This is a genomic window from Kitasatospora phosalacinea, from assembly GCF_000717185.1.
GTDB classification, from domain to species: domain Bacteria; phylum Actinomycetota; class Actinomycetes; order Streptomycetales; family Streptomycetaceae; genus Kitasatospora; species Kitasatospora phosalacinea_A.
The window spans coordinates 1-26,703 of the sequence record NZ_JNYE01000093.1; the positions used below are offsets into that span (position 1 = coordinate 1).

Here is a 26,703-nt window from a genome sequence, read left to right on the forward strand (position 1 = left end):
GCCTGGCTCCACACCTACAATCACCACCGCGGACACACCGCACTCGCCGGCCAACCACCCGCCAGCCGCGTCCCCAACCTCACAGGACAGAACAGCTAGTGACCACGGTGCCGATCACGGCGACGCCGAGCGACTGGCCGACCTGGCGGCTGGTGGAGGCGACCGCGGCGGCCACCCCGGCCTGGGAGAGCGGCATCCCGGAGACCGCGGAGTTGGTGATCGGGGCGTTGACCAGGCCGAAGCCGATGCCGAACAGGGCGTACGCGGGCAGCAGCAGGAGCGCGGAGGAGTCCGCGGTGAGCCGGGTCAGCAGCAGTCCGCTGGCGGCGATCGCCGCACCGGCCACCAGCAGCGGCAGGCGCGGGCCGCGCCCGGCCACGATCCGGCCGGAGAGCGGGGCGGCGAGCAGGGTGAGTCCGGCCATCGGGAGCGTCCACAGGCCCGCCACCACCGGGGTGTAGTGGCGGACGTCCTGCAGGTAGAGGGTGTTGAGGAAGAGGAAGCCGCCGAGCGCCGCGAACGCGCACACGGCGGTGACGGTGGCGCCGGTGAACGGGGCGCTGCGGAAGAACCGGGGGTCGATCAGCGGTTCGGCGACCCGGAGCTCCCAGAGCGGGAAGGCGACGAGCGCGCCGACGGCGAGCGCGACCAGGGCGAGGATGCCGGGCGAGGTCCAGCCGTGGCCGGGGCCCTCGATGATCGCGGCGGTGCCGCAGCCCAGCAGCACCACCATCAGCAGCTGCCCGACCGGATCGAGGCGGCGGGCCCGGGGCGCCCGGGACTCCGGCACGTGGCGGAAGGTCAACAGGCAGGCGAGCAGCCCGACCGGCACGTTGATCAGGAAGATCGACGGCCAGCCCGCGGTGTCCACCAGGAAGCCGCCGATCAGCGGGCCGAGCGCCATGCTGATGCCGATCACGCCGCCCCAGACGCCGATCGCCCGGGCCCGTTCCGCGGGGTCGGTGAAGGTGTTGGTGATGATCGACATCGCCACCGGGTTCATCATCGACCCGCCGACCGCCTGCACCGCCCGGAAGCCGATCAGCCAGCCGAGCCCGGGCGCGAGGCTGCACAGCAGCGAGCCGAGCACGAACAGCACCAGCCCGGTCATGAACACCCGCTTGCGGCCGATCCGGTCGGCCACCGAGCCGGAGAGCATCAGCAGCGAGGCCAGCACCAGCGTGTAGGCGTCGATCACCCACTGCAGGCCGGAGGCGGGCGCGTCCAGGTCCTTCTGGATGGCGGGCAGCGCGATGTTCACGACGGTGTTGTCCAGGCCGACGATGAACAGGCTGAGGCAGCAGATGGCCAGGATCAGCAGCCTGCGACGGCGGTCCGGCACGGCGATCGGTCGGCTCATCGTCCGATCATCCCACCACCTCATGAACGCTTCCTGGGACTACCCGGCGGCCGCCAGCGCGAACCGGACCGTGCGGCTGGCCGGATCCGCCACGGTCAGCCGCACGGTCACCCGGTGCCCCAGCGGCAGCCGCCCCGGCGCGTCGCACTTGGCGACCACCGCCGGGTCGCGCAACTGCACCGTCCCCACGGTGGGGCGGCGCTCGTCCACGTCCACCACCACCGCCTCGAACTCCTCCCCCTCCCGCCCGCGCAGCAGCTCCGCCTCCACCAGGTCCACGCAGGCCCGCTCCACCTCGTGCGCCCGCCGGTCCCCGGCCTCCATCAGCCCCGGCACCAGCGGCAGGACGTCCCGCACCCAGCCCGGCACGTCGGTGCCGCCCGCCACCGCCAGGCACACCTCCAGCGCGTACCGGTCGCCGAGCCGCCGCAGCGGCGCCGTGCAGTGCGCGTACGGGGCGGCCAGCGCCGCGTGCACCGGGTCGGCGGGCGGGGCGGTGCCGCGGGCGGTGTCGAAGGCCCGGTAGCCCGCGCCGCGCAGCAGCCCGGTGCACTCGTTGAGGAAGGCCGCGTCGGCGGTGCGGCCCGGGTCCAGGGAGCGGACCAGCTCCGGGTACGGCAGGCCCTCCGGCCAGTCCACGCCCAGCGCGGCGGCGGTGCGGCGCAGCCGGGCGTACGCGGACTCCGGCGCCGCGGGCAGGGTCCGCAGCAGGCCGATCCCGGCGTCCAGCATCAGCTCGGCGGCGGCCGTGCCGGTGAGCAGCGAGACCTGCGCGTTCCAGCCCTCGGCGGGCAGCGGCGCCCGGTAGCCGGGCCGGTAGCCGCCGTCCTCGGCCGTCACCTCCTGCTCGGGGACGGGCAGGCTGACGCCGCCGCGCCGCTGCTCCTGCGCCTCGCGCAGGGCGCCGACCTCGGCGAGCAGGGCCAGCTGCCCGTCGGCGGCGCCCGCGTCGATCCGGCCCTGGACGCCCGCGTAGTCGAGCCGGCGGCGGGAGCGGACCCGGGCCCGGCGCAGGTCCGCCAGGACGAGGGCGCCGTCCGCGTCCAGGTCGAGCTGCCAGAGCAGGGCGGGCCGCAGCTCGCCGGGCAGCAGGCTGGCCGCGCCCTCGGACAGCCGGGCCGGGTGCAGCGGCACGTTCCCGTCCGGGAAGTACAGGGTCTGCACCCGGTGCCCGGCCTCGGTGTCGATCGCCCCGCCCGGGGTGACGTACGCGCCGACGTCGGCGATCGCGTAGTGCACCCGGTAGCCGGTGCCGCGGCGGGACAGCTGCATCGCCTGGTCCAGGTCCCGGGAGCCCGGCGGGTCGAGGGTGAACAGGTCCAGGTCGGTCGCGTCGAACTCCGGCAGCCGGGGCAGCGCGGCTGCCCGGTCGGCCTCCGCGAGCACCTCCGGCGACCAGTCGGTGCGGATCTCCAGACGGGTCCTGAGGTCGGCGAGCTCGGTGTTGATCCTGGCGGTCTGGGCGGCCCGGACGCTGAGGTGTCGGCGCGGCATGGTCGCAGCGTAAGCGGCGGTAGCGTGGAAGGCGCGGTGAAACAGCCGTGAAGGCGGTTGTGGCGCACGGGGATTGGCCACGAGGAGGGGTGGGGGCACGTGACGGTGCGAACGGGTGCGGGGCGGTCGGCCTGCGACGGGTGCGGGCAGCCGGAGCGGGACGGGGACGGAACCGCGGGGGCGGACGCGACAGCCGGTACGGCCCGCGGGGTGCGGACCACCGCGGTCGCGGTGGCGGGCGCGCTCGCGGCGGTCGGCGGGCTGCACGCGCTGTGGGCGCGCTCGCCGTGGCCGTGCCGCAGCCGCGCCGAGTTCGCCGACCTGGTGGTCGGCACCACCCCCGAACACCTGCCCTCCCCCGCGGCCTGCCTGGGGGTCGCGGGCCTGCTCGGCACCGGCGCCTACCTGGTCGCCGCCCGCGGCGGGGCCCTCCCCGCCACCGGCCCCCGCTGGCTCCGGACCGCGGGCGCCGCCGGAGTCGCCACCGTCCTGCTCGCCCGCGGCCTGGCCGGCCCCCGCCTCCTCACCGACCGCTCCCCGGGCTTCGTCCGCCTCGACCGCCACCTGTACGCCCCGCTCTGCGCCGCCCTGGGCACCGGCGCAGCAGTCGTCGCCGCCCGCGGCAGGTGAGACCCACCACCGGAGACCACCCCCACCCAGCCACCGGGGGCCCGCCCAACAGGGGCGACACCCCCACCACCCGGCAGGCCCGGAATTCGGGACACCACCCGCCCCACCCCTCGCGCGCAAGCGCGGCAAGCAGCTCCGCCACCACCCACACCACGCCCGCCCTGCGCGCAAGCGCGGCAACCGCCAACAGCTGGGACACCCCCAGGCGCAAGCGCGGCAAACAGCCCCGCTGCCCCCTCCTCCCCCGGCGGGCCCGGGATTCGGGGCGCTCACCCGCCCCCGCCCCGTACACGCAAGCGCAGCAATCGCCAACGGCAACAGCTGGGACACCTCGTCCACCCCACTCCCGCGCACAAGCGCGGCAAACAGCCCCACCGCCTCCCCACTCCCCCGGCGGAGCCGGGATTCGGGGTGGGGGCGGGCGGGTCGTTAGGGTGGTCGGGTTCGGGTGCTACAGGTTGTTGAAGGGGTGTCGCCGTGCTGGTTCTGCTGCCGCCGTCGGAGGGGAAGGCTGCGCCGGAGGCGGGTGTGCCGGTGGAGTTGGCGGGGTTGTCGCTGCCCGGGCTGGCCGGTGCCCGGCGGCGGGTGCTGGGGGCGCTGGTGGAGCTGTGCGCCGGGGACGGGGAGCGGGCGGCGGAGGTGCTGGGGCTGAGCAAGGGGTTGCGCGGGGAGGTCGACAAGAACGCCGGGCTGCTGACGGCGGGGGCCCGCCCGGCGGGCGAGGTGTACACCGGGGTGCTGTTCGACAACCTGGGCCTGGCCAAGCTGGACGAGGCCGCCTACGCCCGGGCCGAACGTTCGCTGCTGGTGTTCTCCGGCCTGTGGGGCGCGGTGCGGATCGGCGACCGGATCCCGCCCTACCGCTGCTCGATGGGCGTGAAGCTGCCGCCGCTGGGCGCACTGGGCCCGTACTGGCGGGGCGAGTTGGACGCGGCGCTGCCGGCGGAGGCCGCGGACGGGCTGGTGCTGGACCTGCGCAGTTCGGCCTACGCCGCGGCGTGGAAGCCCGCGGGCGCGGTCGCGGGCCGGACGGTGACGGTGCGGGTGCTGCAGGAGCGCGAGGTGGACGGGGTGCTGAAGCGCTCGGTGGTCTCGCACTTCAACAAGGCGACCAAGGGCCGCCTGGTGCGCGACCTGCTCGCGGCCGGCCTGGAGCCGACCGCCCCCGGCGAACTGGTCGACGCCCTGGAGCAGTTGGGCCACCGGGTGGAGGTCTCCGCGCGCGGCACCGAGCGCAAGCCGTGGCAGTTGGACGTGGTGGTGGCGGACGTCCACTGAGCGGCGCGGCGGACGTCGGCCGGTTGACGAGCATCAACTGTTTGACGTTCGTCAATTGACTGACATACGCCCCCGGACGGTGCTCAGCGCAGGTGCGAGGTGTCGTTGAGCAGCCGCAGCGAGGCGTTGCCGTCGCGGTAGTACTGGACGGCGCAGAGCGAGGCGGCGGACAGTTCCATCCGGTGCACGGCGTCCGGCGGGGCGCCCAGGGCGAGCCGGACCAGGGTCTTGATCGGGCTGACGTGGGAGACCACCAGGACGGTCTTGCCGGGGTGGCGGGCGATGATCCGGTCGCGGGCCTGGGCGACCCGCTGGGCCAGGGTGGTGAGGGACTCGGTGCTGCCGGTGGGCTTGGCCTTGGCGGAGCCCAGCCAGGTGGTGAGGTCGTCGGGGTGGCGTTCCATCACCTCGGCGAAGGTGAGGCCCTCCCAGGCACCGAAGTCGAGTTCGCGCAGGCCCTCCTCGATCCGCACCTCCAGGCCGAGGCGCCGGGCGGTGGCCTCGGCGGTCTGCCGGGTGCGCAGCATCGGGGAGGCGACCACGACCTGCACGGTGCCGCGGGCGGCCAGCGAGTCGGCGGCGCGTTCGGCCTGCCAGCGGCCCTTCTCGGAGAGGCCGGGGTCGCTGCCGGTGCTGCCGGAGAAGCGCTTGTGCGGGGTGAGCGGGGTCTCGCCGTGGCGCAGCAGCACCAGGGTGGTGGGGGTCCCGAGGTCGGCGGGTCCGGCCCAGCCCGCCCGGGGGGCACCCGCAACGGACCCGGCGGCCGTAGCCGTCCCGGCGGCCCCGGCGCCCGGCACGGTCCCGGCGCCCGTCACGGCCCCGCTGCCCGCCACCGCCCCGGCGCCCGCGGCGGGCAGCGGTTCGTCGGTGGCGGCCACGGTGGAGACGGCGGGCGCGGCGGGCCGGGGGGCGGGCTCCCACTGGCGGCCCTGTCGGCCCGCGTCCATCGCCTCGTTGGCGAGCCGGTCGGCGGCCTTGTTGCGCTCGCGCGGGATCCAGTCGTACGTGACGTTCCCGGCGGGCAGGACGGCGCGGGCCTCGGCGGCCAGCGGCCGCATGTCGGGGTGCTTGACCCGCCAGCGACCGGACATCTGTTCGACGACCAGTTTGGAGTCCATCCGGACCGTGACCCGGGCGTCCGGGTCGAGGTCGCGGGCGGCCTTCAGCCCGGCGATCAGGCCGCGGTACTCGGCGACGTTGTTGGTGGCGTGGCCGATGTACTCGGCGGCCTCGACCAGGACCTGCCCGGTGTCGGCGTCGCGGACCACCGCGCCGTAGCCGGCCGGCCCCGGGTTGCCCCGGGAGCCGCCGTCGGCCTCGACGACGTACCGGGCGCCCGCCACCGGATCCGCCACGGTCTCAGACGCCCGACTCGCCGGTGCGGACCAGGATCCGGCCGCAGTTCTCGCAGCGCAGCACCTTGTCGGCGGGCTCGGCCTTGATCGCGTTGAACTCGGTGATCGAGAACTCGGTGCGGCAGCCCTCGCAGCGGCGCTGGTAGAGGCGGGCCGCGCCGACGCCGCCCTGCTGCTCGCGCAGCCGCAGGTAGGCCTTCATCAGGTCGGCGGGGATGACGTTGGCGATGGCCTCGCGGTCGCGGCGGACCTTCTCGACCTCGGCGTCGATCTCGGCGAACACGGCGTCGCGGCGGGCCTCGGCCTCGGCGACGACCACCGAGGAGTGCTCCAGGCGGGCGGTCAGCTCGACGACCCGGGTCTGGGCGGACTCCAGGCGCTCCATCACCTCGAGGACGATGTCCTCCAGGTCGCCCTGGCGCTTGGCCAGCGAGGCGTTCTCGTGCTGGAGGTTCTCCAGGTCCTTGGGGGAGCCGACCGCACCGGAGTCCATCCGCTGCTGGTTGCGGGCGGCCCGGGCACGGACCTGCTCGACGTCGGCCTCGGCCTTGGCCTGCTCGCGGGTGGTGTCGCCGAGCTGGGCCTGGGCGGCGACGACCAGGTCCTTGAGGGCGTTGTGGTCGGCGCCGGCCTTGTCGATCTCGGCGTGCTCGGGCAGGGTGCGGCGCCGGTGGGCCAGCTGGTCGAGGCGGGAGTCGAATGCCTGCAGGTCGAGCAGGCGGATCTGGTCGGCGGGCGCGGCGTTCACGCGGCAGGGCTCCTGTTGAGTTGGTTCGGCGGGAGGTCAGGGGGCGTACGGCATCGGCGCGTGCGCCGTCCACGGGTCGGTGACCCGGGTGGAGACGCGGGTCTCCAGCGGCCAGCCGCGGCTCTCGGCGCGGCCGGTGAGTTCGCGGGCGGCGAGGGTGAGCCAGGGCCACTCGGTGGCCCAGTGCGCGGCGTCGACCAGGGCGACCGGGGCCGCCTCGGTGGCTTCGGAGGCCGGGTGGTGCCGCAGGTCGGCGGTGACGTACGCGTCGACGCCGGCCGCGCGGGCCTCGGCCAGGAAGGAGTCGCCGGAGCCGCCGCAGACCGCGACCCGGCGGACGAGCCGCTCGGGGTCGCCCGCGGCGCGCACGCCCGCCGCGGTGGCGGGCAGCCCGGCGGCGACCTGCGCCGCGAACGCGGCCAGGGTCACCGGCTGCGGGAGCTCGCCGATCCGGCCGCTGCCGCGGCGGCCCGCCGGGTCGGTCGGGTCGGCCACCAGCGGGCCGGTGACCTTCAGGCCGACGGCCTCGGCGAGGGCGTCCGAGACGCCGGGGTCGGCGTGGTCGGCGTTGGTGTGCGCGACGTGCAGGGCGATGTCGTGCTTGATCAGGGTGTGCACCACCCGGCCCTTGAAGCCGGTCGCGGCGACCGTGGTGGTGCCGCGCAGGTAGAGGGGGTGGTGGGTGACCAGCAGGTCGGCGCCCCATTCGACGGCCTCGTCCACCACGGTCTGCACCGGGTCGACGGCGAAGAGCACCCGGCGGACCTCGGCCTCCGGGTCGCCGCAGACCAGGCCCACCGCGTCCCAGGACTCCGCCCACTGCGGGGGGTAGACCTCTTCGAGCACGGCGATGACGTCGGAGAGTTTCGGCACCTGTCGAGACTACCGCGTGCCACGGCCGGGCCCGGTCGCGCTCCCGGCGTGCGGACCGGGCCCGACCGTCGTACACCTGCGCGTCAATCAGGCGGGAGGCGGCGGACGGGAGCTCCGGCGGCCCTCCGAGCGGCCCCGGGCGCGGAAGCGGCCGGTGGCCGCGCGGTGCGCCCTGGTCACACGCCCCGGGGCGAACGCATTCGAAAACGAAACCGGATCACCCTTACGGGTGAAGTGACCCGGCCGGTGTTGAGTCGCACCCTCCCCGAAAGTAACTTCTAGTCCTGCGAACGAGAGTTGCCTCGACCAGGGGGGTCGAAAAGGCGACCGGCCGGAATTCCCGCGTTGCGAAGCGTTGTGAAGCGTGGAGACCCACGCGGAGAACGGCGGACGTGGAATTCGGCGGGCGCCGCCGAGGCTCTCGTGACTTCCGCAGACCGTTCGGTCGAGTCCACCGCGAAGGGGTGTGAAGCAGATGGGGGCGGGCACACCGCTGCGCAGGGCAGGGGGGCCGGGGCCGGTCGACGACGGGTCGGGTGTGGACGGCACGTTGGTGGAGGTGGCGCGGGCGGCCGTGACCGACAGCAGGGCCCGGGGAGGCGGCGGCGACTGGACGGTCGCGGTCGAGGGCTTCTGGTGCACGGTGCGGCCGCCCGGCCGCGAGCTCCCCGCCCAGGGCTGGAAGCTGCACGTCAGCGCGGCCTCCTCGGTGGCGGTCGAAGTGCTGTCCGCGGTCGCCTCGGCGGTCGCCGACGACCCGTGCGCATTCAAATTCACCGCCGACCTGGAGAAGCTCCACGAAATCAATTCCCGGAACAGCGAGCGCGGATCGGCCGGGAAATTCCTCACCGTCTACCCGGGCGACGACGAGCAATTCCGGCGGCTCGCCGAGGAACTCCACCGCGCTACCGCGGGAATGCCAGGCCCGGTGATTCTCTCCGACCGCCCGTACCGTCCCGGCAGCCTGGTGCACTACCGCTACGGCGCGTTCGCCGGGCGGTCGGCGCTCGGCAACGACGGCGCCTACCGCTCGATGCTGCGCGCCCCCGGCGGCGCCCTGGTCGAGGACGTCCGCACCGCCGTCTACCGCCGCCCGCCCTGGGTGGCCGACCCCGTCGAGGGGGCGGGATCGACCACCGGCGGCAAACCGGCCCCGGCCCCGGCCACCGGCAGCGGGCAAGTGCCCGCCCAGCCCGGCCCCGGCCCTCAGCCCGGCCCCGGCTCTCAGTCCGGCCCTCAGCCCGGCCCCGGCGCCCGGCGCCCCGGCGGCGTGCTGCTGGACGGCCGCTGGGCGCTGACCGCCGCGCTGCGGCACAGCGCCAAGGGCGGGGTGTTCCTGGGCAGCGACCGCACCACCGGCGCGGAGGTGGTGGTCAAGCAGGCCCGGGCGCACATCGAGGTCGACCGCGCCGGGACGGACGCCCGCACCGCCCTGCGGCACGAGGCCGAACTGCTCGGCCGGCTCGCCGACAGCGGCCTCACCCCCCGGGTGCACGCCCTGGTCGAGCAGCAGGACTCGCTGTTCCTGGTCCAGGAGCGCGTCCCCGGCCAGGCCCTGGGCAGCTGGGTCGCGGCCCGGCTGCGCCGCGACGGCACCCCGGACGTCCGCTGGGCCGAGGCCGGGCCGCTGGCGCTCGCCCTGCTCGACCTGGTGGAGCGGGTGCACCGCCGCGGGCTCGTCCTGCGCGACCTCTCCCCCGGCAACGTGCTGGTCACCCCGGACGGCGACGTCCGGCTGGTCGACCTCGAACTCGCCGTCCCCGCCGGGGCGCTGGCCGGTTCCGCGGGCACCCCGGGCTACCGCGCCCCCGAGCACTCCGGCCCGCACCTGACCGGACGGGCCGCCCGCAGCACCGACCTGTACGCGCTCGGCGGCCTGTACTTCCTGCTCGCCACCGGCCACGACCCGCTGCTGCCCGACGACCTGCCACTGGCCCGTCCGGTCGGTGAACGGCTGGGCCGCTGGCTGGCGCTGGCCGCCCGCGAGGGCGACACCGCCCGCCGGCTCGCCCCGCTGGTGCTCGGCCTGCGCGCCGAGACCGCCGACCAGCGCTGGAGCCTGGAGCGCGTCCGCACCGCGCTCGCCGCCGAGACGTCCCCCGCCACCGGCGCCACCACCGGGACGTCCACCACCGGCGCGCCCACCGCCGCCCCGCCCGCCACCGCCCCGCCCGCGCTGGACCGGCTGCTGCACGACGGCCTGCGCGACCTCGCCCGCAGCGCCACCCCGCAGCGCCGCGACCGGCTCTGGCCGACCGTCCCGAACGGGCTGCTCACCGACCCGTGCAACGTCCAGCACGGCGCCGCGGGCGTCCTCGCCCTGCTCGCCCGGGTCGCCCTCGCACCGCTGCCCGACCCGGCCCGGGAACGCGCCCGCGCCACCGCCGCCGTCGCCGCCACCTGGATCGAACGCCGCTGCGCCGCCGAACCCGTGGTCCTCCCCGGCCTGCACTTCGGCCGGGCCGGCACCGCCTGGGCCCTGTTCGACGCCGCCGACGCCCTCGGCGACCCCGGCCTCGCCGAACGCGCCGCCGGACTCGCCGCCCGGCTCCCGCTCGACTGGCCCAACCCCGACGTCTGCCACGGCGTCGCCGGAGCCGGCCTCACCCAGCTCCGCGCCCACCGCGCCACCGGCGCCCGCACCTTCCTCGACCGCGCCGCCCGCTGCGTCCGGCACCTGCTCGCCGCCGCCCGCGAGGAGCCGTACGGGACGGTCTGGCCGGTGCCCGCCGACTTCGACTCGGCCCTCGCCGGGGCCACCCACCTCGGCCACGCCCACGGCGTCGCGGGCGTCGGCGGCTTCCTGCTCGCCGCCGCGGACGCCCTCGCGGACAGCGGCGACCCCGCGCTCGCCGCCACCGCGGCGGACGCCCGGGCCGCGGCCGACCGCGCCGCCCGCACCCTGGCGGCCACCGCCCGCTGCGACGGCCCCGCCGCGTGGTGGCCGCAGAGCCACGGCGACCCCGACCACGTCCGCCTCGCCCACTGGTGCAGCGGCTCCTCCGGCGTCGGCACCTTCCTCGTCCGGCACTGGCGGGCCACCGGCGACCCCGACTCCCACCGGCTCGCCCTCGCCGCCGGCCGGGCCGTCCTGGACGCCCGCTGGCACGCCGGCACCAGCGCCTGCCACGGCCTGGCCGGGAACGGCGAGTACCTGCTCGACCTCGCCGAAGCCACCGGCGAGACCCGCTTCCGCCACGGCGCCCAGGACCTCGCCGCACTGATCGCCGCCCGCACCGCGCTGCGCGACGGCCTCCTCGTCCTCCCCGACGAGACCGGCACCACCGCCACCCCCGCCTACGGCACCGGCACCTCCGGCCCGCTCGCCTTCCTGCTCCGCCTCCGCCACGGCGGGCCCCGGATCTGGTTCCCGTAGGGCACCTCCGCCCGCGCCCGCAGCCCCCGTCCGCCCCGCCGCTCCCCCGGGCCCGCCGCTCCCCCGGTCGGCCGTTCCCCGGGCCCCGATCTCGCGTCCCGTCCCCCGAAAGGTGATCCCCGATGAGCACGCAGACCGTGCACCTCGCGTTGCGTCGGCTCAGCTTCACCTTCGCCGGTGACGGCTCGCACGCCGCCTGCCTCGCCGCCGGGGCCGACGGCGGGTGGTACGCGGAGAGCTGGCGCCTCCCGGCGGACGGTCCGGCCGTGCCGGTCGCGCTGCCGTCGGAGGAGGGGCTGCGGGCGCAGTTGCTGGCGCTGCCGGACGGCCGGGTGCTGGTGTGCCGGCACGACGGGGACCGGCACGCGCTGGTGCTGCTGGCGGCCGGGGAGCCGGAGGTGCCGTTGGCGGCGCTGCGGCTGCCGGGCCTGCGGATGCTGGCGGTGCCCGGCGGGGCGGCGTCCGCGGACGGGCCGGTCGCGGTGCTGCTGGGGACGGACACCCGTCCGGTGACGACGGTGTGGCTGCTGGCGGCGGACGGGTCGGCGCCGCGGGAGGTCGCGCAGTTGCCGGGGTTGCACGGCGGCGGGGTGTGGCTGGACGCGGCGGGGCGGCTGCTGGCGTTGGACCGGGTGGTCGGCGGGATGGTGAAGACCGTCGTGCTGGATCTCGAACTGGGCACCACCACCGCGCTGTTGGAGTTGGGCGAGAGCAGCAACGACCGGCTGGTGCTGTTCGATCCGGCGACGGGCTTCGGGATGCTGCGCAGCGACGCGCCGGGGGTGGACCGGCTCGGCTGGGCGCTGATCGGCGGCGGCGAGCCGGTGCGGTTCCCGGACTGCCTGCACCAGCCGGGGCGGCTGCTGCGTCCGGTCGCGGCGGCGCCCGGGCTGGTGGCGGGCGCGGAGCCGCAGGTGGTGCTCCAGGTCGACCACGGGGCGGCGTCGGCGCTGGTGCTGTGGCGGGCGGGCGAGAAGCAGTTGTGCCCGCTGCCGGTGCCGCCGGGCCGGCTGGGGGCGGTGGGGCACTGGTCGGCGGCGGGGCTGCGGATGCCGTACTCGGCGCCGGACCGCCCGGCGGCGCTGGCCACGCTGGACGTGGCGGCGCTGCTGGCGGCGGAGCCGCTCCCGGCGGGTGCTCCGGTGGCGCTGCCGCTGCCGTTGGCGCCGCTCGGCTTCCCGGCCTCCCAGCGGCCCGGCCCGGCGGCTCCGGCGGCTCCGGCGGCTCCGGCGGCTCCGGCGGCTCCGGCGGCTCTGGCGGGGTGGCGGCTGGACGGGTCGGCGGAGCCGGGGGACGGCGGCCGGTGGCGGTCGGCGCAGTGCCTGGAGCTGGCGGGTCCGGCCGGTCCGGTGGAGGCGGTGGTGTACGGCGGCGAGTCGTGGCTGTCGGCGCCGCACCTGGTGCTGGCGCTGCACGGCGGCCCGGCGGACGCCTGGCGGCTGGAGTTCGATCCGGCGCTGCAGCGGATGGCGGCGGACGGGCTGGCGGTGCTGGCGCCGAACCAGCGCGGTTCGACGGGGTACGGGCCGGAGTTCGCGATGGCGATCCGCGGCGCGTGGGGCGGGCCGGACCTGGAGGACGTGCTGGCGCTGCTGGAGGGCGTGGCGGGGCAACGGGCCGCGCTGGGGCTGGAGCCGCCCGCGCTGTTCGGGGTGAGCTACGGCGCGTTCCTGGCGCTGCTGGCGGCGGCGCACGCCCCGGTGGGGGCGGTGGCGCGGTGCGCGGTGGTGGCGCCGTTCCTGTCGGGCGGGCGGCTGCTGGCGGAGGCGGCGGCCCCGGTGCGGGCGCTGACCACCCGGTTGGGCGGCGACCGGGAGCTCGACGACGCCCGCGGCCCGCGCGACGTGCTGCGGGTGGCGCACCGGCTGCACGCGCCGCTGCTGGTGGTGCACGGGGACCGGGACGAGGTGGTGCCGGTGGGCCAGTCCCGTTCGCTGCGGCACGAGTTGCTGCGGCTGGGGCGGGTGGAGGGCGTCGACTTCCGGTACGTGGAGGCGGCGGGGGCGGGGCACGAGGTGCTGGCCGAGGAGGGCGCGGCAGCGGTGCACGAGCTGCTGGCGGGCTTCCTGCGGACCGGCCGTCCGACCTGACGCCGTCCCAGGAACGCACGGACTTCCCGGCGCCGGGCGCGTGCGGGAGCAGGATCCGCGGTGGTGCGCCGCCGCGGTCGTCGGGCACGCCCGTGCTCGGCGGAACCCCATAGGGAGGGAAACACCATGGAGAACACGACCTCGTTCGAGACCGACCTCGCGGCCCTGCAGGAGCTGCCGGAGCTGGAGACCGTCGAGCTGGGCGGCCACGGCGGCGGGTGCCAGTACACCTGTCTGATCCTGACCTGCCTGATCTTCACCATCAGCTGAACCACCGGCTGAGCCGTCAGCTGACGTCGGGGCGCCTCGCCCGGGCCGTGTCCGCTCCCGTTCGCGGGGGCGGGCACGGCCCTCCCGTGCCCGGTCCGTCCTCGTCCTTCTTTCTTCCAACGGGAGTTCTCGTGCGTGGGTCGTCGGTCGCGCTGACGGTGTCGGTGCCGCTGGAGGCGGCGGCGACGCTGGCCCTGCCGGGGGTGGCGGGGGTGGTGCTGGACGCGGTGCTGGCGGGCCGTCCGGTGGGGTGGGCGGTCGGGGGGTTGGCGGCGCTGCTGGCGGTGGGTGCGGCGGCGTCGGCGCTGGCCGCGGTGGCGGGTCCGGCGTGCACGGCGGCGGACACGGTGGCGTTGCGCGGCGCGCTGGTGCGGCGGGTGCTGTGGCTGCGTCCGTTCCCGTCGGCGGTGGAGCGGTTGTGCGGGGAGCGGCCCGGCCCGGGTGACCTGACGGCCCGGCTGGTGGGTGCGGCGGCGGACGCGGGGGCGGCGCGGGCGGCCCGGTTGGCGGCGGCGACGGCGCTGGTGACGTCGGCGGGGGCGGTGCTGGGGCTGGGGGTGCTGTCGCCGTGGCTGGCGGTGGCGTTCTTCGCGGGGGTGCTGCCGGGGGTGGTGCTGGTGCGGTTGTTCATGCGGACGGCGGAGGACGTGTTCGTCCGCTACCAGGAGGCGCAGGGGCGGTTGGCGGACCGGCTGGCGGACGCGCTGGCGGGGGTCCGGACGGTGCGGGCGGCGGGGGCGCAGCGGCAGGAGGCGGCGCGGGTGCTCGGCGTGCTGCCGGAACTCGGGGACGCGGGGCGGGCGTTGTGGCGGGCGCAGCGCCGGACGGTGGGGCAGGTGACGCTGCTGGTCGCGGCGGTGGAGCTGACGGTGCTCGGTACGGCGGGGCAGTTGGTGGCGGCGGGGCGGCTGCCCGCGGGGGCGTTCGCGGCCGCGGCGGGGTGGGCGGCGTTGGGGCTGGGGTTCTTCGAGCAGGTGGAGGCGCTGGTGGGGGTGGCGCACGCGCGGGCCGGGCTGGCCCGGGTGCGGGAGGTGGCGGGGCTGCCGGGGCCGGGCGCGGGCGGGCGCGAACTTCCGGACGGGCCTGGTGAGTTGGTGTTCCGTTCGGTACTGGTGCGGGACGACGAGGGTGCGGTGGTGTTCGGCCCGCTGGAGCTGACGGTGCCGGGCGGGGCGACGGTCGCGGTGGTGGGGCGCTCGGGTGCGGGCAAGTCGCTGCTGGCCGCGCTGGCGGGCGGGTTGCGGCTGCCGGACGGCGGCGAGGTGCTGGTCGACGGGGTGCCGGTGGCGGCGCTGTCGGTCGCGGAGCGGCGGCGCGCGGTCGGCTACGCCTTCGAGCGCCCGCTGCTGATCGGCCCGGCCCTGGACGAGGCCCTGGAGGGCGCGGACCCGGCGGCGCTGGCGGCGGCCCGGGCGGACGGCTTCCTGGCCCGGCTGCCGCACGGCGGCCGTACGCCGGTGGGTGAACTCCAGCTCTCCGGCGGCGAGTTGCAGCGCCTGGGGCTGGCCAGACTGCTGGCCGGGAACGCCCGGGTGGTGGTGCTGGACGACGCGACGTCCAGCCTGGACGCGGCGACCGAGCACCAGGTCGACCGGGCGCTGCACGAGTCCACCCGGGGCCGCACCCGCCTGGTCGTCACCCACCGCGCGGCGGTCGCGGCCCGGGCCGGGCTGGTGGTGTGGCTGGACGGCGGCCGGGTCCGCGCGATCGACACCCACGGCGCGCTGCTCGCCGACCCGGCGTACCGGGCGGTCCTGTCGGGCGCGGCCGCGGACGCGGACGAACGGCGGGACGGAAGGAGCCGGGGGCCCGGGGAGCGGCGGGCCCGGGTCCGCTGACGGCGCACTGCCGTTGCACGCAGCAGCACGGGCCTCCGACGGGCTCCGGCCGTCAGCAGCATCGACTCGCCGCTCCCCGGCCCCCTGTCAGGGCACTCGGGGCACTCGGGGCACTCGGGGCGCACGTCAACTACACACGCGGGAGGAGCGGTTTTCGTGGGGCGGCATCGGCGGGCGCTGGGCGGGCGGGGGTTGCGGGAGCTGGCCGCGGTGGTGCCGGGGCGGGCGGTGTGGCGGCTGGCGGGGTGGTCGGCGGTGGAGGCGCTGCCCGCGCTGTGCTCGGGGCTGCTGGTCGCGGCGGCCGCGGACCGGGGCTTCCTGGCGGGGCGCCCGGGGGCGGGTTTCGCCTGGCTGGGGGCACTGGGGGCGGTGACGGCGCTGCGCGCGCTCGCGGCGCGGGCGGTGTTCCCGCACCTCGCGGAGGTGGTGGAGCCGCTGCGGGACGCCCTGGTGGCGCGGGTGGTGCACGGGGCGCTGTCGCGGCCCGTCCCGGACGGTCCGGCGGAGATCGCCCGGCTCACCGAACAGGTGGAGTCCGCCCGGCAGTTGACCGCCACGCTGCTGCGCAGTGCGCGCGGGGTGGGCTTCGGGCTGCTGGCGGCGCTGCTGGGGCTGGGGCTGCTGGCGCCGCCGGTGCTGCCGCTGGTGCTGGTGCCGCTGCTGCTGTCGGGGGCGCTGTTCGTCCGGCTGCTGGGGCCGCTGGTGGTGCGCCGCCGGGCGGTGGTGCTGGCGGACGAGCGGATCGCGGCCGAGGCGGGCCGGGCGTTCGCCGGGCTGCGGGACGTGGCGGCGTGCGGGGCGCAGCAGCGGGTGTCGGCGCACCTGTCGGCGCTGGTGGAGGCGCAGGGCGAGGCGCTGCGGGCGGTGGGCCGGGCGGCGGCGGCCCGGTCGCTGACGGTCGCGGTGGGCGGGCGGCTGCCGCTGCTGGCGGTGGTGTGCGCGGCGCCGTGGATGGTGGGCCGCGGCTGGCTGACGGCCGGGCAGGTGCTCGGCGTGGCGACCTACCTGCTGCAACAACTGGAGCCTGCGGTAAGGGCGTTGGCGGGCATGCTGGGCAGTTGGCTGCTCGACCTGGCGGTGGTCCTGGACCGGCTGACGACCGCCTGCCCCGCCCCCGCGTCGCCCACGCCGCCCGTTCCGTCCGTTCCGTCCGTTCCGTCAGACGACAGTTCGTTGAGCGTCGAAGGGTTGCGGTACGCCCACCCGGGGAGCGCCGAACCGGTGCTGGACGGCGTGCGGTTCGAGCTCCGCCCGGGCGCGCACCTGGCCGTGGTCGGCCCGAGCGGCACCGGGAAGTCAACGCTGGCGGCGCTGCTGGCCGGGGTGCTCGTCCCGGACGCGGGCCGGGTCCTGCTCGGCGGCCGGGACGCGGCCGCCCTCCCCACGCCGGAGCGGGCCGCCCGGCTGGCGCTCGTCCCACAGGAGGCGTACGTCTTCGCGGGCACCGTCCGGGAGAACCTGTGCTGGCCGTCCGGCGACCGCTCGGACGCCGAACTCGCCACCGCCGCCCACCGGGTGGGCTCCGCCCGCCTGCTCGCCCGTCTCGGCGGCCCCGACGGCCGGATCGCCGCCCCGGCCGCCCTGTCCGCGGGCGAACGCCAACTCCTGGCCCTGACCCGGACGTTCCTCTCCCCCGCGCCGATCGTCGTCCTGGACGAGGCCACCTGCCACCTCGACGCGGAAGCCGAACGCCGAGCCGAAGAGGCGTTCGCCGCCCGCCCCGGCACCCTGGTCGTCATCGCCCACCGCATCAGCTCCGCGACCCGCGCCGACCGCATCCTCCTGCTCGACGCCCCCGGCCCCCTCCTCGCCACCCACGCCGACCTCCAGGTCCTCTCCTCCTTCTACCGCGCCTGCTCGGGCCACCTCCCGCCAGCCGACGGGGAACGGCAGACCACCCCGCCAGAGGCCCGGGAAACAACCACGAGCCCGAGCCCCGGAAGGGCCCCCTCAGGAACCCGAGGAACGGCTGAGCCGAGCCGCGAAAGGGCCCCGTCAGGGGCCCGGGGAACGGCGGGGCCGAGCTGCTGACGGCCGGAGCCCACCGGAGGTCCGAGCTGCTTCGGGCCGCCGCAACAGAACCCGCAGCCACCGCACGCACCGCCACTGCACCCCTCGCAGCCCCGAGCCCACCGGCCCACCGGCCCACCGGTCCGCCAGTCCGCCGGTCCGTCAGTCCGTGAGCAGGACGGTCCGCAGCCCCTCCCCGGCCCGCATCTGGGCGACCGCCTCGTTGACGCGGGCCAGCGGCAGCCGGTGAGTGATCATTCCGGCGAGGTCGAGCCGCCCCGCGCGCCACAGGTCGATCGCGAGGCCGACGGTGCGGCGGACGTCGCCGCCGCCGTACATCGAGGGCAGCAGGCGCTTCTCGTTGAAGAAGAGTTCGCCCATGCTGAAGGCGACCTTGTCGTCCTGGGCCCCGGCGCCGATCACCACGACCGCGCCGCCGCGGCGGGCCGCGTCGTAGCCGGCCCGGACGGTGGCGGCGCGGCCGACGGCCTCGAAGACGTGGTCGTAGCCGCCGGGCAACTCGCGGGCGGCGTGCTTGAGTTGTTCGGGGGCGATGGCGTCGGTGGCGCCGAAGCCGAGGGCGCGTTCGCGGCGGGAGGCGACGGGGTCGACGACGGTGATGCGGGTGGCGCCGCTGATCCGGGCGCCCTGGACGGCGGCGATGCCGACGCCGCCCGCGCCGATCACGGCGACGGTCGAACCGGCTTCCACCCGTGCGGTGTTGACGACGGCGCCGAGTCCGGTGGTGACGCCGCAGCCGATCAGGGCGGCGAGTTCGTGGGGCAGGTCGGCGGGCACCGGGATGACGCTGTCGGCGGCGACGACGAGTTCCTCGGCGAACGCACCGGTGCTGTAGAAGCCGTACACGTCGGTGTCGCCGCCGATCCGGAAGGCGGGGGTGGTGAGGCGGCGGATCGAGGCGGTGCACAGGTGGGTGCGGCCGGCCCGGCAGGCGGGGCAGTGGCCGCACGGGGGCATCCAGCAGAGCACGACCCGGTCGCCGGGGGCGAGGCCGGTGACGCCGGGGCCGACCTCGACGACGTCCCCGGCGCCTTCGTGGCCGGGCACGAAGGGGGCGGGCTGCGGCAGGATCCCGGCCATCGCGGACAGGTCGGAGTGGCAGAGGCTGGCGGCCCGCACCCGGATCCGGACCCGGCCGGGCCCGAAGCCGACGGCTTCGACGTCGTCGCGGACGTCCAGGGTGTCCTGTCCGGTCTGCTGCAGGATCGCTGCGCGCACGGGCTGCTCCCAGGGTGATCGGCCGCCGGTGACGGCAGGGTGACGGCACCGGGCGGAACGCGTTCCACCGCGGCCGCCCCTGTATAGCGCATCCCCGGCTCCCGGCGGGCGGTTCGGGTGCCGACCTGCCTCCCCGACCCGCTTCCCGCAACCCGCTTCCGCCGGCCCGTCGGCTGTGGCAGGATCCGCCGCCGTGTCCACTGCCGAAACCCCGCCCGTCCCGGCCCCGGCCGAACCGGCCCCCACCGTTCCCGCCTGCGGCACGGCGCGTCGGTGGGCGCGTTCCTGCTCGCGGGGGCGGTGCACCTGGTGTCGCTGGCGGTGCTGCTGGCCGGGGTGTGCCTGGTGGTGGGGTGGCCGCTGGGCGGCTGGCCGGCCCGGGTGCTGGGCGTGGTCGCGCTGGCGGTGGCGTTCCTGCTGCGTCCGCGGCTGGGCCGCCCGCGGCGTTCCGGGGTGCTGACCCGGGAGGCCGCGCCGACCCTGTACGGGCTGGTCGACGCGGTCTCGGCGGAGCTGGGCGCGCCGAAGGTCGACTCGATCGTGGTGGACTCCGACTTCAACGCCGCCTTCGGCGTCCTCGGTCTGCGCCGCCACCGGCAGTTGGTGATCGGCCTGCCGCTGTGGACGGTGCTCACCCGGCAGCAGCGGGTCGCGCTGCTCGGGCACGAGATCGGGCACTGCGTGAACGGGGACTCCCGGCGCGGCGTGTGGACGGCTTCCGCCATCGGCGCGCTGAACGAGTGGTACGTGCTCACCTACCCGTCGCGCGACAACGAGACGAACGCCAACCTGGTCGTCGCCATCGCCTCCGCCGTCACCGTCCTGCTGCTGGGCGTGCTCAACTTCGGGGTGCGGGCGCTCAGGAGGCTGATGTACCGCCTGTACCTGCGCAGCGGGCAGGCGGCCGAGCACCGGGCCGACCTGATGGCCGCGCGGCTGGCGTCCCCGCGGGACGCGCGGGGCATGCTGCAGGCGATGCTCAACGACTCCACGCTGGACGCGGTGCTGACCCGGCAGCGGGCGCTGCCGCGGGCCGGTGGCCGGGCGGTGCGGGCGGCCGGGCCGATGCCGGGGCTGTGGGACGCGCTGGCCGAGGCGGCCCGGACGGTCCCGCCGACCGAGGTGGAGCGCCGGGTGCGGCTGTCGGAGCGGGAGGTGTCCGCCACCGACGTCTCGCACCCGCCGACCTACCTGCGGCTGCGGCTGCTGGCCTCGGCCCCTCCGGCCGACCGTCCCCCGCTGGTGCTGGACGCCGGGCGGGACGCCCTGATCGACGCGGAGCTGGCGCCGAGCCGGGCCCGGATCGCCGCCGAGCTGCTGTGACCGCCCGGGAACCGTCCTGCGGCGGGGGCGTTCCTACCATCCAGTAGGGTCCTGGGGCAGCCACCCCCGGCCCGGCAGGAGCGCCCGATGACCGACCCCACCCCCGCCGCCCCGTCCCCGTCCGCGGCCCTCCCCGCGTCCCCGTCCCCTTCCGCCGCCCCGTCCGCGGCCGGCGGGCCCGTCCCGGCCCCGCCGGTCCTGGCGGCCTTCCGGGCCGCGACCGGTTTCATGCCGGAGGACGAGGGCCTGGCCCTGTACGCGGCGGCGCTCGACGCGGCCGGGCGCACCGGCCTGCCGCTGCTGGAGATCGGCACGTACTGCGGGCGTTCGGCGATCCTGCTGGCGGACGCGGCCCGCCGGGCCGGGACGGTCGCGCTGACCGTCGACCACCACCGCGGCTCGGAGGAGCAGCAGCCGGGCTGGGAGTACCACGACCCGTCGCTGGTCGACCCGGAGGTCGGCCTGATGGACACCCTGCCGCGGTTCCGCCGCACCCTGCACGCGGCGGGCCTGGAGGAGCACGTGGTCGCGCTGGTCGGCCGGTCGCCGCAGGTCGCGGCGGTGTGGCGGGGCCCGCTGGCCCTGGTGTTCGTGGACGGCGGGCACACCGACGAGCACGCGACGGGCGACTACGAGGGCTGGGTGCCGCACCTGGCCGCGGACGGCCTGCTGGTGGTGCACGACGTCTTCCCCGACCCGGCGGACGGCGGCCAGGCGCCGTACCGGGTGTACCTGCGGGCGCTCGCCGAGGGCTTCGAGGAGGTGTCGGTGACGGGCTCGCTGCGGGTGCTGCGCCGCGCCGCCGCGACGTCCGGCTGACTCGCACCGGGCACGTCCGACCCCGTCCGGGAGCGAAATTCCCGGGCCCGGACGGGAACGATCACCGCCGCTGCGGCGTCGTCCCCACCGCGACGCGTTGCCGATCCGCCGTGACCGCGCGCACCGGCGGCCGGTACGGTGTCGGCGGCAGACGACGAACGGCCCGTACGGGGAGCGGCCCGTACGGCGCACGGGCACCGGCCACCCGGTGCGGGACCGGTCAGTTGGGGGCGAGGTCAGGGCATGACGGAACAGGGCAGTGCCGCGAGGGCGGTCTGGGACCCGACCGCGAACAACGGCGCGGGCGGCTGGGTCCGCCGCCCGGTGGCGGCCGACCCGGCTGCGGCGGGGCCGCCCACCACGGCGATCCCGCTACCGCCGATCCCGCCCGGCCCGGCGGCCCCGGCCGCGCCCGTGCCCCCGCAGGCCGGGCAGCAGCCGCCCGCGGCCCCGTTCCAGCCCGGTCCGCCGCCGCAGGGCCTGCCGCCCCAGCAGCAGGCCCCCCAGCCGCAGCAGCAGGGGTACGGCTACCCGCCGCAGCAGACCTTCGGCGGCCAGCAGCCCGGCTTCACCCCGCCACCCGGCCCCGGCCCCGGCCCCGGCCCGCAGCAGGCGCCACCGCAGCAACAGCAGCCGCCGGGCTACGGCTACCCGCCGCAGCAGCCGCCCCAGCAACAGCCGCCGCAGCCGTCCTTCGGCGGCCCGCCGCCAGGCTTCGGCGGCCCGCAGCAGCCGGGCTTCACCCCGCCGCCCGGCCCCGGCGGCCCGTCGTTCGGCGGGAACCAGGGCTTCGGGGGCAACCAGAGCTTCGGCGGCCAGCAGTCCTTCGGCGGCCAGCAGCAGTTCCCGAACGGCCCGGGCGGCCCGGGCGGCCCGAACAACCCGGGCGGCTACGGCGGCTACCAGGAGCCGGAGTTCGACTACGAGGAGGATCCGCGCCGCCACCGCACCCCGCTGCTGATCGGCGCGGCCGTGGCGCTGGTCCTGCTGATCGGCGGGGCCGTGGTGCTGGTGCTGCAGAACAGCGGCTCGAACGACTCCCCGTCCGCCGGCGGCAGCAGCAACCCGACCGCGGCGCAGCCGAGTCCGGGCGCGGGCGGGTCGGGCGGCAGCCAGGGCGCTTCCCCGGCGGCGTCCGCGTCGCCGTCGGCCTCGGCGTCGGCGTCCGCATCGGCCTCGCCGTCGGCCGGGCCGGAGGCGCAGGCGCAGGCGCAGGCGCTGGACGCGCTGCTGAGCGAGGGCGAGGACGCGAAGGCCCCGATCGGCAACGCGGTGGCGAAGGTGCGCAGCTGCCCGGCGAAGGCGGAGGTCGACAGTGCGGCGCAGGTGTTCGACACCGGTGCGCAGCAGCGCGAGACGCTGCTGGGCAAGCTGGCCGACCTGAAGACCGACAGCCTGCCGGGCGGTGACGCGGCGGTGGCTTCGCTGCGGACGGCCTGGCAGACCTCGGCGGACATCGACCGGGCGTACGCGGCCTGGGCGCGCACCGTCTCGGAGAAGGGCTGCACCAACAACCAGGTGCCCAGCACGGCCGATCTGAGCCGTGCCAACGACCTCAACCCGAAGGCCACCCAGTCGAAGCAGGACTTCGCGGCGAAGTGGAAGCCGATCGCCCAGGCCTACGGGCTGACGCCCCGCACCGGGGACAGGATCTGAGGAACACGTGACAGGCCGTACCACCCCGCACCACGTCCGTCCCGACGGTCCCGAGGACCCGGACCCGTACGCCGACCCGTACGCCGACCCGGCGCGGCGGGCCGCGCGCTGGCGGCCGGCCGCGAAGGTGGCGGCCGTGGTGCTGCCGGTGTGCCTGATCGGCTGGCTGGGCTGGCAGGCCGTGGCCAACAGCTCGCGGGACGTCACCTCGAACGCCTCGGCGCCGCGCACGCCGAGCTACGCGGAGGGCGACCGGGTGGACGGTTCCGACGCGGACGGCGGCTCCCCGGCGGCCTCCGCCGCGGGTCCGGGCGCAGCGGCCGCCCCGTCGGCCGCGCCGTCGCCGTCGGCCGGGGCCTCGGCCGCGGCCGCGCCGGGCGGGGGGCCGAAGCCGCTGGCCGGGCGGACGGTGCTGCTCGACCCGGGCCACAACACGGGCAACGCCGAGCACACCGCCGAGATCGGCCGCAAGGTGGACATCGGCAACAGCCGCAAGGAGTGCGACACCACCGGCACCTCGACCAACGCGGGCTACCCGGAGGCCGAGTTCACCCTGGACGTGGTGCACCGGGCCCGGCAGATCCTCCAGGACCGGGGCGCGACGGTGGTGCTCACCCAGGACGGCGACCGCCCCTGGGGCCCGTGCATCGACGAACGCGCCCGGCTCGGCAACGACGCGAAGGCGGACGCGGCGGTCTCGGTGCACGCGGACGGCGCGCCGTCCTCCGGCACCGGCTTCCACGTGATCATGCCCGCCCGGGTGGTCGCCGGACCGGCCGACACCTCCGCGATCGTCGAGCCCTCGCACCGGCTGGGCGTGCTGCTGCGCGACGCCTTCAAGGCCGGCACCGGGGAGCCGTACTCCAGCTACATCGGCCAGCAGGGCCTGGACACCCGCAGCGACCTGGGCGGCCTCAACCTGTCCAAGGTACCGAAGGTGTTCATCGAGTGCGGGAACATGCGCAACTCGGGCGACGCCCAGCGGATGGCCGACCCGCAGTGGCGGCAGAGCGCCGCCCAGGCCCTGGCCGATGCCCTGACCAGCTATCTCACCGGGTGAGCCGACCGGCCCGCCCCCGATCCCACCCCGATTCCCGGCGCCCCCTCCCGTACCGATTCGGTGCGGATCCGGAGGGCGCCGTGCACGCGGCGTCGCCTTGGCTCTAGGCTTTTGCCCCGTCGTACCGACCCGGTACCACGGGGGCCCGGTCAACCGCCCGCCGACCACGACTACACCAATGAGGGGAACGTCAGTGAATCTGCGCGCTCTCACCAGGGGAGACGCCGCCGTCGCCGGTGCGGCCGTATTGCTCCTGATTTCATCCTTCCTGCCGTACCGGAGTGTGGACTGCGGTTCGTACTGCCGGGGCGACAACTCCCGCAACGCCTGGACGTCGGACTACTTCCCGGTGCTCCAGTCGATCTTCCTGCTCGGCATCATCGGTGCCGCGCTGATCGTGCTCGGCGCCCTGCAGAAGGCGACCCTGGGCAACAAGGAGTTCCTCGGGCTGCGCCTCGACCAGTGGGGCGGCGCCGCGATCGTGATCGCCCTGTGGAACTCGCTGTGGGCCCTGGGCGGCAGCGCCCCCGAGGGCGTGGACATCGGCGGCGGGGCCTGGCTCGGCCTGGTCTCGGTGCTGGTGATGGCCGGTGTCGTGATCGCGGGCCGCGCGGTGCCCGCGCTGCAGGCCCCGCTGAGCACCGGCGCCCCGGCCGTCGGCCAGCAGTACCCGCCGTACGGCGCCCAGCAGCAGCAGCCGGGTGCGGCCGGCTACGGCTACCCCGGTGCGCAGCAGCAGCAGTTCCCCGGCCAGCAGCCCGAGCAGGGCGGCCAGCCGTTCGGCCAGCAGCAGCCCGCTCCGGGCGGCTACGGCTTCCCGCAGGCCGCCCAGGCCGCGCCGTCCCCGGCCGCGGCCGCGGTCGCGCCGCTGCCCACCGCGGTGCAGCCCGCCGTCCAGGAGCAGGTCCCGGCGCAGGGCGGCGCCCCGTTCGCGCCGTTCTGGTTCGCCGTCCCGGCGGTGCGCCAGCTCGCCAACAAGGACAACCCGGCCGCCCCGGCGGTCGGCGAGCTCGTCCCCGGCACCTGGTACCTGGCCGTCGACCAGCGCGGCGCGGCCCTGGTCGCCCAGCTCCCGGACGGCACCCACGGCGTCCTGAACGACACCACCGGCATCCAGCGCGGCTGACGCCCCCGTCGCCCTCGGGGCACGCACGGCGTGCACCCGGGGGCGCGGGGAACTGCGCGCAGCGGCAGGATCCGGTGCCGAAGGCCCGCCCCGAGAGGGAACTCCCCTCCCCGGGCGGGCCTTCGCGTTGCGTTCACCGCGCCCCGCGCCCCGCACCCCGCGCCCCGCACGGCCCGGCGCCGGAACCGCTAGCAGCAGTCGCTGACCACCAGCCCGCCCGGCAGGTGCTCGCCGCCGAAGACGCTGACCGTCGCGTGGTCGCCGCCGAGGGCCGCGACGGCGAGCAGCAGCGCACCGGCCGTCCAGGTGGTGCGTTCCTCGGGCCAGATCGCGTGGTCCTCGTAGACGTAGCCGGTCCAGTAGGAGCCGTCCTGGTGGCGCAGGTGCTGGATCCAGCGGAGGATCTCGACGGCCCGGTCGGACTGCCCGGCGGCCCACAGGGCGAGGGCGAGTTCGGCGCTCTCGCCGCCGGTGACCCAGGGGCGGTCGCTGACGCAGCGGACGCCGAGGCCGGGGACGACGAAGCGGTCCCAGTCGGCGGCGAGGCGGCGGGTGGCGTCCTCGCCGCGCAGGGCGGTGCCGAGGACGGGGTAGTACCAGTCCATGGAGTAGCGGTCCTTGTCGAGGAACCGCTCGGGGTGGCGGGCGATGGCGTGCCGGAGGCGTCCGGCGGCGAGTTCCCAGTCGGGTTGCGGCCGGTCGAGGTGGTCGGCGACGGCGAGTCCGCAGCGCAGGGCGTGCAGGATGGAGCAGGAGCCGGTGAGCAGGGCGTCGGTGGCGGCGGTGCCGTCCTCGTCCTGGCGCCAGGCGACGGCGCCGCCGGGGAGGCTGAGCCGGACGGTGTGGTCGAGGGCGCGGCTGACGGTGGGCCAGATCCGTTCGAGGAAGCGGTCGTCGCCGGTGGCGAGGTGGTGGTGCCAGGCGCCGACGGCGACGTACGCGCAGAAGTTGGTCTCGCGGGCGAGGTCGGTGGCGGTGCCGTCGGGGGTGCCGGGCTGTCCGTAGGCGTAGGCGGCGTACCAGGAGCCGTCGGGGTTCTGCCGGTCGGCGAGCCACCGGTAGGCGGCTTCGGCGGCGGCGTGCTCGCCCGCGGTGTCGAGGGCCATGGCGGCCTCGGTGTGGTCCCAGGGGTCGAGGTGGCCGCCGTGGAACCAGGGGATCGCGCCGTCGGGCTGCTGGTGGGCGAGGATCGAGCGGACGGTGTCGGCGGCCTGCGCGGCGTCCAGGACGCCGTCGAGCAGCAGGGCGGCGGGGACGGCGGCCGTCACGCGCCCGCTCCGGGCTCGTGCGGCTTGCTGGCGTAGACGACGAAGGACTTGCCGAGGACGGGGTTGAGGGCCTTCTCGGCGGCCTTGGTGAGGGTGGAGATGACGGGGGTGCCGACGATGTCCCAGACCAGCAGTTGGTGGTAGGCGCGCACCGGCAGGGCCTTGTCGTTGTTGACGCCGACCGCGCACTTGATCCACCAGTAGGGAGCGTGCAGGGCGTGCGCGTGGTGGGTGCCGTACGGGGTGAGGCCGGCTCCGCGGACCTTCTCGACGAGTTCGTCGCCCTTGTAGATCCGGATGTGGCCGCCCTCGACCTCGTGGTACTCGTCGGACAGCGCCCAGCAGATCTTCTCGGGCAGGTAGCGGGGGACGGTGACGGCGAGCAGTCCGCCGGGCTTGAGGACGCGGACCATCTCGGCGAGGACGCCCTCGTCGTCGGGGATGTGCTCCATCACCTCGGAGATGATGATCTTGTCGAAGGTGGCGTCGTCGAAGGGCAGGTTGAGCGCGTCGCCCTCCATCGCGGTGGCGCCGGCCCCGGCGGGGGCCTCGCCGGCCTGCTCCATGGCGGCGAACCACTTGCGGACCTCGGCGATCTCCTCGGCGTTCCGGTCGAGGGCGACCACGTTGGCGCCGCGCCGGTAGCACTCGAACGCGTGCCGGCCGCCGCCGCAGCCCAGGTCGAGCACCCGGTCGCCGGGGGCGAGCGGGAAGCGGGAGAAGTCGACGGTCAGCACTGCGGGCTCCCATTCGCGGAGGGGTGGGGTACTTCGGAGTTGACGGTTCGTCACCCGACGAAGTGTCGTCCGACACGGGGCCGGTCGGCACGGGGCCGGTCGGCACGGGGCCGGTCGGCACGGGGCCGGTCGGCCGGAGCTGCGCGGGTCGGC

Annotated in this window: 20 protein-coding genes; 12 read left to right on the forward strand and 8 right to left on the reverse strand. The window is 76.6% G+C overall.

The features are described from left to right. Positions 1–79: 79 nt before the first annotated feature. A complete protein-coding gene (locus OO57_RS30025) occupies positions 80–1,360 on the reverse strand; it encodes a DHA2 family efflux MFS transporter permease subunit (protein WP_234337562.1) in 1,281 nt (426 codons plus the stop codon). 39 nt (positions 1,361–1,399) lie between these two features. Continuing rightward, positions 1,400–2,854, reverse strand: coding sequence for an RNB domain-containing ribonuclease (locus OO57_RS30030; protein ID WP_033255866.1), 1,455 nt, complete (start codon positions 2,852–2,854; stop codon positions 1,400–1,402). A gap of 210 nt (positions 2,855–3,064) precedes the next feature. Here OO57_RS30030 and OO57_RS30035 point away from each other — a divergent pair, with 210 nt between their 5' ends. Together OO57_RS30035 and yaaA are read left to right on the forward strand one after the other, a co-directional pair. Continuing rightward, on the forward strand, positions 3,065–3,484 hold the full coding sequence (locus OO57_RS30035) for a DUF3995 domain-containing protein (RefSeq protein WP_033255867.1): 420 nt from the start codon (positions 3,065–3,067) through the stop codon (positions 3,482–3,484). Positions 3,485–3,961: 477 nt separating this feature from the next. Then, positions 3,962–4,762, forward strand: a complete 801-nt coding sequence (gene yaaA / locus OO57_RS30040) for a peroxide stress protein YaaA (protein WP_033255868.1) — start codon at positions 3,962–3,964, stop codon at positions 4,760–4,762. An 83-nt stretch (positions 4,763–4,845) separates the two neighbouring features. Here yaaA and OO57_RS30045 read toward each other — a convergent pair whose 3' ends face one another. From OO57_RS30045 to OO57_RS30055, 3 genes are read right to left on the reverse strand one after another with little or no spacing between them, the layout of a single operon-like run. After that, positions 4,846–6,117, reverse strand: coding sequence for a bifunctional RNase H/acid phosphatase (locus OO57_RS30045; RefSeq protein WP_234337563.1), 1,272 nt, complete (start codon positions 6,115–6,117; stop codon positions 4,846–4,848). A 4-nt stretch (positions 6,118–6,121) separates the two neighbouring features. Then, entirely contained in the window at positions 6,122–6,865 is a 744-nt protein-coding gene (locus OO57_RS30050; RefSeq protein ID WP_033255870.1) for a zinc ribbon domain-containing protein, read from the reverse strand. A 36-nt stretch (positions 6,866–6,901) separates the two neighbouring features. Next, positions 6,902–7,738, reverse strand: coding sequence for a Nif3-like dinuclear metal center hexameric protein (locus OO57_RS30055; RefSeq protein ID WP_033255871.1), 837 nt, complete (start codon positions 7,736–7,738; stop codon positions 6,902–6,904). A gap of 574 nt (positions 7,739–8,312) precedes the next feature. Here OO57_RS30055 and lanL point away from each other — a divergent pair. The 5 genes from lanL to OO57_RS47005 all read left to right on the forward strand — a co-directional run bounded on the left by lanL (position 8,313) and on the right by OO57_RS47005 (position 17,343). Continuing rightward, positions 8,313–11,114, forward strand: coding sequence for a class IV lanthionine synthetase LanL (gene lanL / locus OO57_RS30060; protein ID WP_158715275.1), 2,802 nt, complete (start codon positions 8,313–8,315; stop codon positions 11,112–11,114). A 122-nt stretch (positions 11,115–11,236) separates the two neighbouring features. Continuing rightward, positions 11,237–13,204 carry an alpha/beta fold hydrolase gene (locus OO57_RS39955; RefSeq protein ID WP_051778434.1) on the forward strand — a complete coding sequence of 656 codons (1,968 nt, stop codon included), beginning with the start codon at positions 11,237–11,239 and terminating at the stop codon, positions 13,202–13,204. A gap of 126 nt (positions 13,205–13,330) precedes the next feature. Beyond that, positions 13,331–13,474: a VenA family class IV lanthipeptide gene (locus OO57_RS44235; RefSeq protein ID WP_158715276.1), complete on the forward strand. Its 144-nt coding sequence runs from the start codon at positions 13,331–13,333 to the stop codon at positions 13,472–13,474. Positions 13,475–13,605: 131 nt separating this feature from the next. Beyond that, entirely contained in the window at positions 13,606–15,312 is a 1,707-nt protein-coding gene (locus tag OO57_RS30070) for an ATP-binding cassette domain-containing protein (protein ID WP_158715277.1), read from the forward strand. Between the two features lie 156 nt (positions 15,313–15,468). Beyond that, positions 15,469–17,343 carry an ATP-binding cassette domain-containing protein gene (locus tag OO57_RS47005; protein WP_158715278.1) on the forward strand — a complete coding sequence of 625 codons (1,875 nt, stop codon included), beginning with the start codon at positions 15,469–15,471 and terminating at the stop codon, positions 17,341–17,343. Positions 17,344–17,484: 141 nt separating this feature from the next. Here OO57_RS47005 and OO57_RS30080 read toward each other — a convergent pair whose 3' ends face one another. After that, positions 17,485–18,561 (reverse strand): Zn-dependent alcohol dehydrogenase, encoded by a 1,077-nt coding sequence (locus OO57_RS30080; RefSeq protein WP_033255873.1) that lies wholly within the window; start codon positions 18,559–18,561, stop codon positions 17,485–17,487. 273 nt (positions 18,562–18,834) lie between these two features. On the opposite strand from OO57_RS30080, the gene OO57_RS30085 reads away from it, so the two are divergent. From OO57_RS30085 to OO57_RS30105, 5 genes are all read left to right on the forward strand, one after another. After that, positions 18,835–19,884, forward strand: a complete 1,050-nt coding sequence (locus OO57_RS30085; RefSeq protein ID WP_051778438.1) for a M48 family metallopeptidase — start codon at positions 18,835–18,837, stop codon at positions 19,882–19,884. A 228-nt stretch (positions 19,885–20,112) separates the two neighbouring features. Next, positions 20,113–20,703 (forward strand): class I SAM-dependent methyltransferase, encoded by a 591-nt coding sequence (locus OO57_RS30090; RefSeq protein ID WP_234337569.1) that lies wholly within the window; start codon positions 20,113–20,115, stop codon positions 20,701–20,703. 243 nt (positions 20,704–20,946) lie between these two features. Further along, positions 20,947–22,359 (forward strand): hypothetical protein, encoded by a 1,413-nt coding sequence (locus tag OO57_RS30095; RefSeq protein WP_033255875.1) that lies wholly within the window; start codon positions 20,947–20,949, stop codon positions 22,357–22,359. Positions 22,360–22,366: 7 nt separating this feature from the next. Further along, a complete protein-coding gene (locus tag OO57_RS30100) occupies positions 22,367–23,419 on the forward strand; it encodes an N-acetylmuramoyl-L-alanine amidase (protein ID WP_033255876.1) in 1,053 nt (350 codons plus the stop codon). A gap of 247 nt (positions 23,420–23,666) precedes the next feature. Further along, entirely contained in the window at positions 23,667–24,545 is an 879-nt protein-coding gene (locus OO57_RS30105) for a hypothetical protein (RefSeq protein ID WP_418909922.1), read from the forward strand. 188 nt (positions 24,546–24,733) lie between these two features. Here the strand turns inward: OO57_RS30105 and OO57_RS30110 are convergent, their stop codons facing one another. After that, on the reverse strand, positions 24,734–25,813 hold the full coding sequence (locus tag OO57_RS30110) for a prenyltransferase (RefSeq protein WP_081974065.1): 1,080 nt from the start codon (positions 25,811–25,813) through the stop codon (positions 24,734–24,736). Next, entirely contained in the window at positions 25,810–26,550 is a 741-nt protein-coding gene (locus tag OO57_RS30115; RefSeq protein ID WP_033255877.1) for a class I SAM-dependent methyltransferase, read from the reverse strand. The genes OO57_RS30110 and OO57_RS30115 overlap by 4 nt, the downstream gene beginning before the upstream one ends. Between the last annotated feature and the right edge of the window lie 153 nt (positions 26,551–26,703).

Excerpts from the sequence above, each read along its gene's own strand:
- OO57_RS30025 (WP_234337562.1), bottom strand. The coding sequence starts at position 1,360 with ATGAGCCGACCGATCGCCGTGCCGGACCGCCGTCGCAGGCTGCTGATC.
- OO57_RS30030 (WP_033255866.1), bottom strand. The coding sequence starts at position 2,854 with ATGCCGCGCCGACACCTCAGCGTCCGGGCCGCCCAGACCGCCAGGATC.
- OO57_RS39955 (WP_051778434.1), top strand. The coding sequence starts at position 11,237 with ATGAGCACGCAGACCGTGCACCTCGCGTTGCGTCGGCTCAGCTTCACC.
- OO57_RS44235 (WP_158715276.1), top strand. The coding sequence starts at position 13,331 with ATGGAGAACACGACCTCGTTCGAGACCGACCTCGCGGCCCTGCAGGAG.
- OO57_RS30090 (WP_234337569.1), top strand. The coding sequence starts at position 20,113 with ATGCCGGAGGACGAGGGCCTGGCCCTGTACGCGGCGGCGCTCGACGCG.
- OO57_RS30095 (WP_033255875.1), top strand. The coding sequence starts at position 20,947 with ATGACGGAACAGGGCAGTGCCGCGAGGGCGGTCTGGGACCCGACCGCG.